Origin of the sequence: Pseudomonas orientalis, assembly GCF_001439815.1 — a bacterium.
Lineage (GTDB): Bacteria > Pseudomonadota > Gammaproteobacteria > Pseudomonadales > Pseudomonadaceae > Aquipseudomonas > Aquipseudomonas orientalis.
In genome coordinates this window covers 197694-210036 of the sequence record NZ_JYLM01000003.1, presented here as the reverse complement: position 1 = coordinate 210036, position 12343 = coordinate 197694, and the positions used below count along the sequence as shown (strand labels likewise).

The following is a 12343-nucleotide window of genomic DNA, read 5'->3' as shown; positions in this document are numbered from 1 at the left end:
CGGGCCTTTTCGTTGCCCGGGATTCTTGACACTGCCCCGCGGGCTTCTCTAGGATGCTACCCATGCGCCGATTTAAACAGCTAATTGCGGGGCGCCACTGGACTCGATGCAGTCCGACAGACCATGCACTCAGCAGCAGGCACAGGTCGAAATACCGCTAAAGCGCTGGTTCGGTGTTGCCTCTCACCTGCCCGCAGACTTTTGAGGCAGAGACACGACACGATGAATGCACTACGCCCTCTGATACGCCTGGCCCCGATCACTGCGGACCTGACTCAGTGCAACCCGAAAATCCTCTTGGGCGGCAAGCACCAGCCGACGCTGCTGCGCTACCTGGATGGCTGGCCACGCCGCACCGGGCGGCCTTCAGCATTCCTGATCCAGTTCGTGGAAGACGGCGACTCCCTGACGCGTTTTCCCAGCAACAGCTTTGACCTCGCGGTGATCCAGGCACCGAGTGCAGACAACGCCGAAGAGGTGATCCGCCAACTGACCCGTGTTGCCCGGCAAGGTTTGATTGCCCGCCGCTGATTCCCGCCGCCAAGTGATCAGTTGAAGGCTACTGGCGACCCTCGGTATCGACGCAGGCAGCGATACCGTATCCAGGCTATCAGGCACAGAATCAGGGGTACCGTCGCGATCATCAGCAGCTTTATGTTGCGTTCGAAGCGGTGCAGCGGTGCATATGCTTCAACCTTGAGGGCATGCAGCTCCATGGGCAGGCGCAGGCGTTCCTTGTTGAGCGCTTGCAATTGGGTATTGGTGTCCACGGCCTGGGTGCCCAAGCCGGTGGCCTTAGGATTCAACCGTTGCCACGCTTGTTCGGTACGCTCAAGGCGACGCTCCAGTTCTGCCGCCTTTTCCCTATAAGACTGTGCAGCAGCTTCGCGCATGGGCTCGAGGGTGATGAACGAACGCGACGTGATAGGCGGGCGAATATTGGCCAGTGATGCGGGTGCCGCCAGGTTATCCAGCGTATTGAGTACGAACTGCACGTTATTGTTGGCCGTTGTCTGGCTGACCGCGTCGGCAAGCAGATCGGTATCGGCAACCACCACGACCTCAATCCGGGCAGCCTTTTGCAAGCCTGGCGGCTGTCCGCCGAAGCCGTCAGGAAATGCCGAATAGGCCGGCCCCTCCAGACGCGCGGCGATCACATGGCGCTGGCCTGAAGTGGAGGCTTCGTCAATCAGTGCGTCGAACTGCGTCGCTGAAGCGAAACGCCCGGCGTCCAGCAGCGCAGACTGCCGAGAGCTTTGCAGCAGCGGGGTGAAGGTCATCCGGCTTTTTCGGTTGCGCAAGAGCGCGCCACTGCTTGATACGCTCAGAGTGTTGAGTTTCCAGGTGCTGATATCGTGCGCATTCATTGCCTGTCGTGGCAGTTTCAACCGGGCTGGATGCAAGACGGTGGGCATACCCGGGCCGAGCGAGGCCGAGGAGGCGTAGAGGCTGTCAACCAGCAGCTTGTTCGCGGACATGCGTATGCCCCATGCGGTCAACAGGCCATCCAGCCTGGAATCTACCGATACGGCTTCAGACCCCATCTCGCTTACCGGGTCGATGAAGATCATCAGCTTGCCGCCGCTCAAGACAAACTGTTCTATGGCATAAAGCGCTTGTTCGGGCAGCGCCCTTGGTTGCACGACCATCAAGCTGCCTATGGACGCAGGCACCTGGGAGATGTTCGATGCCAACTCCACCAGGTTGAAATGCCCGCGCATCTGCTCCATCAGTTGGCTGGCGGACTCATTCAACTGCAACCCGGACAGCACGCCGACGCTGGGCCGACGAGGTTGCATCAACCGATAGATCAGTTGGCTGATCTGATACTCGAGCAGCGGTTCGTCGACGGGGTTGAACGCATCGATGCGTTGCATACCTTGGCCGGCACGGGTGCCTATAAGGCCAAGGAATCCTTGTGTGTCATCCAGGCCGAACAAGCTGGCTTTGTAGGCGTCTTCGGAAAAAGGCGCGGGATCAATAATATGCAGATTAATCATGCCGTTGGCGCCTGCTTCGAATTCCTGGAGCAAGTCCTCTATGCGTTGGCCGAAGCGTTTCACGATTCGGCTTTTCTTCGGTGCTGTGAGCGAGTTGAAGTAATACAAGTCCAGCGGGCTTTCAAGCGTCGCGAGCAGTTGCTGCGTCGAAGGCGATAACGTATGAATTTTCTGTTGTGAAAAGTCCCAGCGGGTGTCGGGTAGTTTGTTTATCCAGACCAGATTAAATGCCAGGAACAGTAATGATATGACGATCAACGTCATACCCATACGGAGAGCGGATCGCATCAGCGACTTTCCTTAACTGTTTTTATAGTTGAGTGTAACGATGGTTGCGTAAAGGAAGGCAAAGATCATGCTGATAAAATATAAACCGTCGTGCAGTGTTATTTTGCCGTTGTCCATTGAACTGAAGCGGGAGGTCGGGTCAAGTTTCATGAGGCTGTCAACTATCCAGATCGGTGCCTGATGTTCAAGCGCATCCAGGACAGAAGAAAGCCCGCTGATGGTGAGCAGCAAGCCCATCGTGAGTAGGAAAATAATAATGCGCTGGTGCGTGAATGCACATATAAAACAGCCAACAGACAGATAGCTTCCCGCCAATAGCCAACTTGCCAGAAATTGTGATGCGATCACCCCGTTGTCGGGCGTTCCAAGGTAATGGGCGGCAGCCACTATAGGAAAACTCAGCAACAGAGCAACACTGCATACAGCCCAGGCTGCGAGGAATTTCCCGATCACTCGTTCTGCCGAGGTGAGGGGCAGGGTTTTCATCATGTCGCAAAAGCCGTCGTTGCGTTCATCAGACCACAATTGCATCGATAAGCTGGGTATCAACAGCAGGTAGAGCCAGGGATGCAGTTCGAAAAACGCCTGTAAGTCACTGCTGTCGCGCTCCATCCAGCGATGGGTATGCAACCCCAGCGCCGCACATAGCACCAGGAAAAACGCCACGCTCAGGTAGGTGTGGGGGGTACAGGCATAGCTGGCGAGTTGGCGTTTGAAAATGAGGGGCAGCAGTTTCAAGAGGATACCTCGTGGCTCAGATGGTGAACGACATCGTTCAGGCGACCTGGCTCCAGATGCAGTGACGTGATGTTCCAGCCGCGATGGGTGATGAGTGAATTGATGGCGGGGAAGATGGCGTGCCCGGGCATGGCCAGAACCGTCACTTTGCCAGGGTTTTGACGGTCTTCTTCGATGCCGGCAACGCCGGGTAATACGGCCAGGGCGAGTAAGTCCAGGGGCGGATCCGCTGCAAGCGTCACCGCTTGGAAGTGCCGGGAGCTGCGCTGCAAGTCCGTCAGCGAAGCGTCGGCAATCAAGCGCCCGCCTGCGATTACCAGGGCGCGGGTGCAAATGTCGGACAGCGTGTCGTAATGGCGCGAGGCGATGAGGACGCTCATTTCTTCGGCCAGGGACTGAACAAGCGTCCTGAATTTGAGCCGTTGCTCGACGTTCAGCCCTTCGGTGGGCTCGTCCAGCAGGAGCACGCTGGGGGAGTGCAAAATGGCTTGTGCAATGGCGACTCTGCGCTTCAAGTCAAGGCTGAGCACATCGATGGGGCAGTTGAGTACGGGGTGCAGTTCCAGTCGCGTAGCGACCCGGTCCACGTGGCGGCGTTTTTCGGCGCCGCTGAACCCACGCGCGGCGGCAACAAAGTTGAGGAGGCTTTTGACTGACAGCGTGTGATGGGTTATGCCCCCTTGGAGCTGGTAACCGACGGCTTGCCTGGCGAGAATTGAATGGGTTTGGGTGTTCACACCCTGAATGCTGATGTGCCCACTGGTAGGCCTTGTCATGCCGGAAATCAAATTCAACAATGTTGTTTTACCGGCGCCATGCTCTCCAAACAATCCCACGCATTCCTGGCGGTGGGCACAGAACGAAAAGTCGCTTAGCACGTTTTTTTTGCCCAGGTACTTTGTCAGGTTGCTGACTTCGATCATAGGTTTACCGAATCAATTGGGCGGTGCCTGAAGAAGGTTTCGTTCGTGGTGTCGGTGCGTTAAAAAGATTACGTTCAATACCTGCTCTTGGGAACGCTGGGCTCACTTAATAAGTAAAGTCCTACGTTTGAGTTGATAACGCGCTGAAACAATTGTGGTGTTCTGAGTGCTTAATAATGGTCGGATATTTGTCTGATATTTATATAAGGTTTTCTTTTTGCAATGAGGCCTGACTGCCATGATGCTTCTACGTACCCTTGTTCTTGAGCGCAGCGGCGAGGATGCTCCCGTCAATGGCGCACTGTTGTGTGGCTTTGCGGTCGAACAGACGTCCTCCAACTTCCTGGTGTATAGCCTTGATGAAGAAGCCGAACCCGGTCATTCCAGGGTGTATATCGCGGCTTTACGCAAAAAGCTTGAACGGTATTTTCTTGGCGGGGTTGAGTCCAAGGAGGACTTGCAAGTAGCGATGCAAGTCTTCAAGCAAATCCTGATGATGGCGGCGGCATCCGGCAATAAGGAACATGCCGTCACCGAGTCTCAGGTTCCTTTTCACTTCATTGATCTGAAAGGCTGCAGGTTGCCACCCGCCAGGCCCGAGGACCATCACTCAGTGATCGTCAAGAAAGCGCTGGTGATGAAGGTGATTACATTGGGTATGTCCGCCCCCGCTGCGCCGGCCATCGAAAGCAGCGCGGTTATCGTGCCGTCGATCCGCTTCTCGTCGCAAATGGTTGCACCGCCGCGGGGCAAGCGTCAGCCGGAGCCCGTCGCGCCGCCCGCAGATGAAGGTTTCGTTGAAGAGCCGCCTGCGCAGGTCATGGCACCGGACGAGTCGCACGTACCGCTCGAGTCCAGTGCGCCGATCGCTCAGTCAGAACCCGTAGAAATGCCGTCGCAACCGCTCTCTCCAAAGGAAAACACCTCCATCCTCGAGATAGACAGCACGCTGAGCAATCTGGCCAGGGTTGCCCAGGAGCTGACACAGAAGAAACAGGCTGTCATCGAACGCGAAGAGATGCTCGAACAGTGGCAGGCTCGATTGCAACAACAGCAGACTCAGCAGGACGAAAGAAGCCGAGCGTTGGACCAGCACCATTCGCGTCTGCAAGAGCAGGAGCTGGAGGTGAGCCAGAAGACCGAAAAGATGGTGCTGATGATGTCGCAGCTATCGCTGATGCGGCAGCGCCTGCAAGGCACGCTGATTGAACTGGACCAGGTGCTTGACGGGCAGGGCTGAGTCGCTGTCGCGCTGGATACTTTGCGCCGTTGATTTATCATCGATCCCCGCCAGCCGACGCCAGGGTATGATGCCGTGGTCTGTCGACACTATTGGACATTGCCTGGGGATGTGCGCGTTTGAGTACCAAGCTGATTACCAAAGAAGGCCATGAAGCGCTGAAAAAGGAGTTGGACTACCTTTGGCGTGAGAAGCGCCCGGACACCACGCGCAAGGTCACATGGGCAGCTTCCCTGGGAGACCGCAGCGAAAACGCGGATTACCAGTACAACAAGAAGCTGTTGCGTGAGATCGATCGGCGGGTGCGCTATCTGCGCAAACGCCTCGAAGATATGCGTGTAGTGGAATACATGCCCGAGCAGGAGGGCAAGGTATTTTTTGGTGCGTGGGTCGATGTCGAAAACGAGCAGGGCGAGACCAAGCGTTTTCGCATTGTGGGTTATGACGAGATCTATGACCGGATGGATTACATCTCCATCGACTCCCCCATGGCACGTGCGCTGCTGCGCAAAGAGGTGGACGATGAAGCCATCGTGCAAACCCCGAGCGGTGAGGTGTGCTGGTGGATTACCCGGATTGAATATGTGAAATAGCACCTGATGGCCCTGGGTAGAGCAAGGGCCATCAGTGTTTCAGCCCTCGCGCAATACCGTCAGCGGGCTGGCGTTGAGCGCACGACGCGTACCGAACACCCCGGCTGCACCGATCAGCGCCGCACCGATCAACGGCAACAGCAATAGCCAGGGGTGAGGGTGCCAGGCCAGGTCAAAGGCGTAGCGGTACAGCACCCAGGTCACCAGTTCCGTGCCCAGTGCCGCCAGCAACCCACTGACCGCCCCCAGCAGGCCGAACTCGATGCGCCGAGCCTTGACCAGCAGTCTGCGCTCGGCACCCAGCGCGCGCAGCAGCGCACCTTGGCGAATCCGCTCATCGAGGGTGGCCTGCAAGCCGGAAAACAGTACGGCCATGCCTGCGGCGAGCACGAACAGCAGCACGTATTCCACCGCCAGCGTTACCTGTGCAAGGATGCTGCGCAGTTGTTCCAGCAGCGCCTCGACCTGCAGGATAGTGACGGCCGGGAAGGCTCGGGACAGGTCGACGATCTGCTGGTCATGCCCGGGTGCCAGGTAGAAGCTGGTCAGGTAGGTGGTCGGTAAATCCTTCAAGGTGCCCGGTTGGAAGATCATGAAGAAGTTGGGCTGGAAGTTGTCCCAGTTGATGGTCCGAAGGCTGGTGACCCGAGCCTCGCGATTCTCCCCGCCAATGGTGAATACCAGATGGTCGTTGAGCTTGAGTTTCAGGCTTTCAGCCACTTTGGCTTCCACCGATACCCCTGGAATCTCATCGCCCGGCTGCGCCGTCCACCAGGTGCCCGCCGTCAGTACGTTACCCTGGGGCAAATCCGCGGCCCAGGTCAGACTCAAGTCCCGTTGCACCGCGCGATCGCCGCTGGAGTCCTTGCTGACGATCTCTTGTACGGGCTCGCCGTTGATGCTGATCAGCCGGCCGGGGACTACGGGATAGAGCGGTGCCGATTGCGCCTGAACGTCCAGGAGGCGGGCGCCAAACGCCTCTTTGTCGGCCGGCAGGATATTCAGCGCAAAATAGTTGGGCGCATCCTTGGGCAACTGGTTCTGCCAGGTGTCGAGCAACTCGCCGCGCAGCAGGGCGATCAAGCCCATGGACAGCAGAATCAGGCCAAACGCCAGGGACTGGCCGGCTGCAGCCAATGGATGACGCAGCAACTGGCCCAGGCCCAGGCGCCAGGGCAGGGAGGCCCGCGCCAGTAACCGGCGCAGGCTTTGCAACAACAACAGCAGTAAGCCGCCGAGGATCAATGCCGCTACCACACCGCCGCCCAGTAATGCGAAGGTCAACACCAGATCAAGGCTCAGGCGCCACATGATCAGGCCCAGGGCAAAGAGCGCCGCGCCGTAAACCATCCAGGTGCTCGAGGGGATCGGCAGCAGGTCGCGACGCAATACCCGCAGCGGCGGCACCCGGCCCAACGCGGCCAGGGGCGGGAGCGCGAAGCCGGCGAGGGCGACGAGCCCGGTACCGATACCGGCAACCGCCGGCAGCAGCCCACCGGGTGGCACGTCCGCCGGCAGCAGGTCGTGCAGGAAGTAGAACAGGCCGAATTGCGCGAGCCAACCGAGGAGGGCGCCGGTCAGGCTCGCCAGCAGGCCCAGTACGCTCAGTTGCAGGCTGAACAGCAACATGGCTTCGCGGCGTGACAGCCCCAGGCAGCGCAGCAGGGCGCTGGCATCGAAGCGGCGGCTGGCAAAGCGGTTGGCCGACAGCGCCACGGCTACACCGGCCAGCAACACCGCTACCAGGCTGGCCATATTCAGGTAACGCTCGGCCTTGCCCAGGGCGCCGCCGATCTGTTGGTTGCCATCGCGCGAGTCCTGCAGGCGCTGGTTGGCCGCCAGGCCCGGCTTGATCAGATCGCGATAGGTTTGCAGCGCCGTGCTGCCGGGCGGGGCGCGCCACAGTTCGCGATAGCTCACGCGGCTGCCAGGCTGGACCACGCCGGTGGCGTCCAGGTCCGCCAGGTTGATCATCACCCTGGGCGTGAGGCTGTAGAAGTTGCCGGCGCGGTCGGGCTCATACGTCAGTATGCGTGTCAGGCGCAGGGTCTTCATGCCGACGTCGATGCTGTCGCCGACTTTCAAATCCAGCGCGGTCAGCAGCCGCGCCTCCACCCAGGCTTCGCCGGGCTTGGGGCCACCGCCCGGGGTTTCGGCACCAAAGGGCTCCCCCGTACTTTTGAGCTCGCCGCGCAGCGGGTACTGCTCGTTGACCGCCTTGATACTGGAGAGCTGAATGCCATTGTCGGCGGCGATAACGCTGGAGAATTCCACGATGCGCGCATGATCCAGGCCCAGTTCGGTGCCGGATCGGATTTGCTCGGGACGGGCCGGCGAGCTGCCTTCGAGTACCAGGTCCGCGCCCAGGAACTCGGTGGCGCGCAACAGCATGGCGCCGTTGAGGCGTGCGCCGAAATACCCGATGGCGGTGCTGGCGGCCACGGCCACCAGCAGGGCGAAGAACAACACGCGCAGTTCGCCGGCGCGGGCATCGCGCAGTAACTGGCGCATGGCAAGACTGAACAGGCGTAACAGCGGCAGGCGTGCCATCAAGGCTCCAGGGGCGCGACCATCAGGCCGGCTTCAAGGCGGATCAGGCGTCGGCAACGATGGGCCAGGCGCTCGTCGTGGGTGACCAGTACCAGGGTGGTGCCGCTCTCTTTATTGAGTTCGAACAGCAGGTCGCTGATGCGCTCGCCGGTATGGCTGTCGAGGTTGCCGGTGGGCTCGTCGGCAAACAGCACGTCCGGCTCGGCGGCAAATGCGCGGGCAATCGCCACACGTTGCTGCTCGCCGCCGGAGAGCTGGCGGGGCGAATGGGTCAGGCGCTTGCCAAGGCCGACGCGCTCGAGCAGGTGCGTGGCACGCTCGCGGGCATCCTTGCGGCCATCGAGCTCCAGCGGCAGCATGACGTTTTCCAGCGCATTGAGGCTGTCGAGCAACTGGAAGGACTGGAATACGAAACCCACATGTTCGGCACGGATACGTGCGCGTTGGTCCTCGTCGAGGCTGCTCAAGTCTTGGCCGGCCAGGGTGACTTCACCGCTGCTGGGCAGATCAAGGCCGGCGAGCAGACCGAGGAGGGTGGATTTGCCGGAACCGGAGCTGCCGACGATAGCCAGGCTATCGCCCTTGTTCAGTTCCAGGCTCAGTTCGTGCAGGATAGTCAGTTCACCTTCCGCGCTGGGAACCACTTTGCTGAGGTTTCGCGCGGTGAGAATGCTTGCGCCCATGGAGAATCCGATGCGAATGTGGTTTTTGAGTGCTGGCCTGGCCTTGATGTGCATGGCCCAGAACGCAGCGGCGGGTACAGTCCTGATCGTTGGCGATAGTATCAGTGCCGGTTTCGGCCTGGATACCCGCAAAGGGTGGGTTGCCCTGCTGGAGCAACGGCTCAAGCAGGAGGGTTTTGACGATAAAGTGGTCAATGCGTCGATCAGTGGCGACACCAGTGCCGGAGGCCTCGCGCGGTTGCCGGCGGCGCTTGCAGCGCATAAACCGGAGGTGGTGGTGATCGAATTGGGCGGCAACGATGGGCTGCGGGGTCAGCCGCCGGCGCAATTGAAACAAAATCTTGCGTCGATGATTGATCAGTCCAAGGCTGGCGGTGCCAAGGTGCTGCTGCTGGGCATGCAGATCCCGCCCAACTATGGCAAGCGCTACGTCGACGCGTTCGCCAAGGTATTCGGCGAGGTGGCAGAGGAAAAAAAGGTGCCGTTGGTGCCGTTTTTCCTGGAAGGAGTGGGGGGGCATCCTGAGTTGATGCAAGCGGACGGCCTGCACCCGGCGGTCGCCGCCCAGGGCAGGTTGCTGGAAAATGTCTGGCCGACGCTAAAACCGCTGTTATGACGCTTTTCTACCGGCAGGCTTTCGGCTAAGGTGGCGCCCCCCCGATTTGGAGCCCCTGATGTCGCGTCCTGCCTGGTCCCTGTTTAACTACCAACTGATCGAGCCGGACGAGCAGTTGGATCTGTTCGCCTGCCAGGAAGTCCGAGTGCATCTGGTGGCGCGTCAACTGGAGTTGGGCGGCTCGATCGATCGCACGCTCTGCGGCACGTTATTGCCGGCGCAACCGCTCTGGTCGTCGGTGGACCGTTCGATCTTCCAGGACCAGCGACTATGTCCGTTATGCCGGGCAATTCTGGAGTCGCAAAAGCGCGGCACACCGCCGATCTGGCCGGAGCTGCGCTTCGAGCTCTAAGCGCGGCCGGCTTGATGCCAGGCACTCGCTTGACGTATACAATCAGTTTTTTCCTACCGTCGTTCTGCGAAGGATTTTCCGGATGTTGTCGCGCCTTTCCGTCGTTACCTGCTGCCTGTCTCTCGCTGCGCTCTGCGCGGTCGGTCCGGCCTCAGCCTTGCAGTTGCCCTTGCCGCCGCCCGGTGAGGACATCGTCGGTCAGGTCCAGGTGATCAAGGCCAAATACGAAGACACGTTTGCCGACCTGGGCACCACCTATGACCTGGGTTATTCGGAGATGGTCGCCGCCAACCCGGGCGTCGATGCCTGGTTGCCGGGGGCGGGGACGGATATCGTGCTGCCGACGCGTTTCATCCTGCCGCCGGGCCCGCGCGAAGGCATTGTGATCAACCTGGCCGAATATCGGCTCTACTATTACCCCAAGGGGCAGGACGTGGTGTACACCTTCCCGTTGGGGATTGGTCGTGAAGGCTGGGGGTCGCCCATTGCTCACACCAGCATCATCGCGAAGACGCCCAACCCCACCTGGACACCGCCGGCCTCGATCAAGGCCGAACATGCCGCCAACGGTGACCCGCTGCCCAACGTGGTGCCTGCCGGCCCCGACAACCCGTTGGGCCCGTTCAAGTTCACCCTGGGCACGCCGGGTTATCTGATCCATGGCTCCAACATGAAGTTCGGTATCGGTACGCGCACCAGCCACGGTTGCTTCCGCATGTTCAACAACAACGTGTTGGAAATGGCCAGCATGGTGCCGGTCGGCACGCCGGTGCGGATCATCAACGATGCCTATAAGTTCGGCAGCGCCGGCGGCAAGGTCTACCTCGAAGCCCATACACCGTTGAACGACGATGGCACGCCGTCGGTGGTCGACAAGCACACGGCGGTGATCAATGCCCTGCTCAAGCGTGAAGACCTGGCCAACAGCCTGCGGGTGAACTGGGATCAGGTGCGTGATGTGGTGGCGGCGGAAGATGGTTTGCCGACTGAAATCGGTGTGCCTGGCGTCGCTCCGGTGGTCTCCAGCGCGCCGGTTGATTTTCAATAAAGCCTCTGCGGACGGCTCCGGCCGGCGCGGCAGATTCCAGGCAAAAAAAAGCCGACCCATAGATGGATCGGCTTGATAACAACCCCGAAGGATTATTACTTGCGGCTTGCTTTTTCAAGCATGCGCAGAGCGCGCTCGTTAGCTTCGTCAGCAGTCTGTTGTGCTTTTTGAGCAGCAGCCAGCGCTTCATCAGCTTTACGGTAGGCTTCGTCTGCACGAGCCTGGGAGCGAGCTGCTGCATCTTCCGTTGCAGTCAGACGAGCTTCGGTTTCTTTGGAGACGCTGCTGCAACCGGTAGCCAGAACTGCGGCCAGAGCCAGAGCAGAGAATTTCAGAACGTTGTTCATCGTGTTCCCCTTCAAGGACTTTCTATTAGATGGCTACTGTCTCAGAGTGAGCAAATAGCCGGCGTACATACTACCCATTACTTGTAGTAAGTAAACTGACGTTGCGCAAGAAGCAAAAAAAATTCTTGTACCGAATCTGTTTTAGCTAATCTTTTGAAGGTTTGTATAAAAGCCAGGCAAATTTTTCTCATCCGGTTGAAGATTGGATCCAGGCTGAAATGGCCGGCCCGCATGCCTCGATCTTCGTAAATAGATGAAATTTTATATATCCAAGCGGGCACTTCCGTTGCGCTTGCGTGTCCCGCACCGGGCATCTTTCGTTCATCTAGAGGTGACTTTAACAGCGCCGGTTCGTCTCAAGCTGCAACTGCCGGCAATGTTCAGGCGTTCGGTCACCGGTTGATCGGGGCCCTTTCTAATAATCCACCCGTGGCAGGGGATGACGAGTGTGCCTTGAGCAATTGCTCAATTGGTGCCTACTATTCCCTACGTGCGGGTGTGAGCGCTCAGGGTTTTCTCGTTGTCGAAACCGGCACGGGGTGGCGTAGATGTTCCTTCGCCGGAAAAACATCGGTAAGGTAGGGTCAATATTCAAGACCCGCGAGGAGTAGTGATGAGCGAGGCGTTGTCCATCCACCATGACCAGGCTGGTCATCAGTTCGAGACCAATGTGGACGGTCATCGTGCCTATCTGACCTACATGGACCTCGGAAAGCAGACCCTGGATATCTATCGCACATTCGTGCCCAACGCGTTGCGTGGGCGTGGCATTGCGGCCGCGTTGACCGAAGAGGCGTTGAAGTTCGCCGAAGAGTCAGGCTACACGGTCATCCCGTCCTGCTCTTATGTGGAACGCTACATGGAGCGCCACCAGCGCCATGCCGCGAAGCTGTGAACGAACAGCCATAAAAAAACGCCGGGTTCAGCCCGGCGTTTTTGTGTGTGCCTGATTCACAGGTACGTGC

13 protein-coding genes are annotated in these 12343 nt (G+C 59.2%); 7 read left to right on the top strand and 6 right to left on the bottom strand.

Annotation, left to right across the window (positions count from 1 at the left end; all coding sequences use genetic code 11):
- Positions 1-222 precede the first annotated feature (222 nt).
- Positions 223-531 (top strand): hypothetical protein, encoded by a 309-nt coding sequence (locus TU82_RS09100; protein ID WP_057722853.1) that lies wholly within the window; start codon positions 223-225, stop codon positions 529-531.
- Between the two features lie 17 nt (positions 532-548).
- Here the strand turns inward: TU82_RS09100 and TU82_RS09095 are convergent, their stop codons facing one another.
- The 3 genes from TU82_RS09095 to TU82_RS09085 are packed head-to-tail and all read right to left on the bottom strand — an operon-like array spanning position 549 to position 3949.
- Positions 549-2288, bottom strand: coding sequence for a GldG family protein (locus TU82_RS09095; protein WP_057722850.1), 1740 nt, complete (start codon positions 2286-2288; stop codon positions 549-551).
- Positions 2289-2300: 12 nt separating this feature from the next.
- On the bottom strand, positions 2301-3026 hold the full coding sequence (locus TU82_RS09090) for an ABC-2 transporter permease (RefSeq protein WP_057722848.1): 726 nt from the start codon (positions 3024-3026) through the stop codon (positions 2301-2303).
- A complete protein-coding gene (locus TU82_RS09085; protein WP_057722847.1) occupies positions 3023-3949 on the bottom strand; it encodes an ABC transporter ATP-binding protein in 927 nt (308 codons plus the stop codon). The genes TU82_RS09090 and TU82_RS09085 overlap by 4 nt, the downstream gene beginning before the upstream one ends.
- Before the next feature lie 238 nt (positions 3950-4187).
- Between TU82_RS09085 and TU82_RS09080 the strand changes: the two genes are divergently transcribed.
- Both TU82_RS09080 and greB read left to right on the top strand, forming a co-directional pair.
- A complete protein-coding gene (locus tag TU82_RS09080; protein WP_057722845.1) occupies positions 4188-5189 on the top strand; it encodes a hypothetical protein in 1002 nt (333 codons plus the stop codon).
- A 119-nt stretch (positions 5190-5308) separates the two neighbouring features.
- Positions 5309-5782 (top strand): transcription elongation factor GreB, encoded by a 474-nt coding sequence (greB, locus tag TU82_RS09075; RefSeq protein WP_057722843.1) that lies wholly within the window; start codon positions 5309-5311, stop codon positions 5780-5782.
- 39 nt (positions 5783-5821) lie between these two features.
- Here greB and TU82_RS09070 read toward each other — a convergent pair whose 3' ends face one another.
- Both TU82_RS09070 and TU82_RS09065 read right to left on the bottom strand, forming a co-directional pair.
- A complete protein-coding gene (locus TU82_RS09070) occupies positions 5822-8332 on the bottom strand; it encodes an ABC transporter permease (RefSeq protein ID WP_057722841.1) in 2511 nt (836 codons plus the stop codon).
- Positions 8332-9015 carry an ABC transporter ATP-binding protein gene (locus tag TU82_RS09065; RefSeq protein WP_057722839.1) on the bottom strand — a complete coding sequence of 228 codons (684 nt, stop codon included), beginning with the start codon at positions 9013-9015 and terminating at the stop codon, positions 8332-8334. Before TU82_RS09065 ends, TU82_RS09070 begins: the two co-directional genes overlap by 1 nt.
- Before the next feature lie 10 nt (positions 9016-9025).
- Between TU82_RS09065 and TU82_RS09060 the strand changes: the two genes are divergently transcribed.
- The 3 genes from TU82_RS09060 (at position 9026) to TU82_RS09050 (ending at position 11031) form a co-directional block, all read left to right on the top strand.
- Positions 9026-9631, top strand: a complete 606-nt coding sequence (locus TU82_RS09060; RefSeq protein ID WP_057722838.1) for an arylesterase — start codon at positions 9026-9028, stop codon at positions 9629-9631.
- 58 nt (positions 9632-9689) lie between these two features.
- Entirely contained in the window at positions 9690-9983 is a 294-nt protein-coding gene (locus TU82_RS09055; protein WP_057722836.1) for a hypothetical protein, read from the top strand.
- A gap of 82 nt (positions 9984-10065) precedes the next feature.
- Positions 10066-11031 carry a L,D-transpeptidase family protein gene (locus TU82_RS09050; RefSeq protein ID WP_057722834.1) on the top strand — a complete coding sequence of 322 codons (966 nt, stop codon included), beginning with the start codon at positions 10066-10068 and terminating at the stop codon, positions 11029-11031.
- 95 nt (positions 11032-11126) lie between these two features.
- Here TU82_RS09050 and oprI read toward each other — a convergent pair whose 3' ends face one another.
- Positions 11127-11378 carry an outer membrane lipoprotei OprI gene (gene oprI / locus TU82_RS09045; protein WP_003172710.1) on the bottom strand — a complete coding sequence of 84 codons (252 nt, stop codon included), beginning with the start codon at positions 11376-11378 and terminating at the stop codon, positions 11127-11129.
- A gap of 613 nt (positions 11379-11991) precedes the next feature.
- On the opposite strand from oprI, the gene TU82_RS09040 reads away from it, so the two are divergent.
- Entirely contained in the window at positions 11992-12273 is a 282-nt protein-coding gene (locus TU82_RS09040) for a GNAT family N-acetyltransferase (RefSeq protein WP_003233387.1), read from the top strand.
- Positions 12274-12343 lie beyond the last annotated feature (70 nt).

What these genes read in the sequence shown, in the direction of transcription:
- TU82_RS09100 (WP_057722853.1), top strand. Translation starts at nt 223, where the DNA reads ATGAATGCACTACGCCCTCTGATACGCCTGGCCCCGATCACTGCGGAC.
- TU82_RS09050 (WP_057722834.1), top strand. Translation starts at nt 10,066, where the DNA reads ATGTTGTCGCGCCTTTCCGTCGTTACCTGCTGCCTGTCTCTCGCTGCG.
- TU82_RS09070 (WP_057722841.1), bottom strand. Translation starts at nt 8,332, where the DNA reads ATGGCACGCCTGCCGCTGTTACGCCTGTTCAGTCTTGCCATGCGCCAG.
- TU82_RS09060 (WP_057722838.1), top strand. Translation starts at nt 9,026, where the DNA reads ATGCGAATGTGGTTTTTGAGTGCTGGCCTGGCCTTGATGTGCATGGCC.
- oprI (WP_003172710.1), bottom strand. Translation starts at nt 11,378, where the DNA reads ATGAACAACGTTCTGAAATTCTCTGCTCTGGCTCTGGCCGCAGTTCTG.
- TU82_RS09085 (WP_057722847.1), bottom strand. Translation starts at nt 3,949, where the DNA reads ATGATCGAAGTCAGCAACCTGACAAAGTACCTGGGCAAAAAAAACGTG.
- TU82_RS09080 (WP_057722845.1), top strand. Translation starts at nt 4,188, where the DNA reads ATGATGCTTCTACGTACCCTTGTTCTTGAGCGCAGCGGCGAGGATGCT.
- TU82_RS09095 (WP_057722850.1), bottom strand. Translation starts at nt 2,288, where the DNA reads ATGCGATCCGCTCTCCGTATGGGTATGACGTTGATCGTCATATCATTA.
- TU82_RS09065 (WP_057722839.1), bottom strand. Translation starts at nt 9,015, where the DNA reads ATGGGCGCAAGCATTCTCACCGCGCGAAACCTCAGCAAAGTGGTTCCC.
- TU82_RS09040 (WP_003233387.1), top strand. Translation starts at nt 11,992, where the DNA reads ATGAGCGAGGCGTTGTCCATCCACCATGACCAGGCTGGTCATCAGTTC.
- TU82_RS09055 (WP_057722836.1), top strand. Translation starts at nt 9,690, where the DNA reads ATGTCGCGTCCTGCCTGGTCCCTGTTTAACTACCAACTGATCGAGCCG.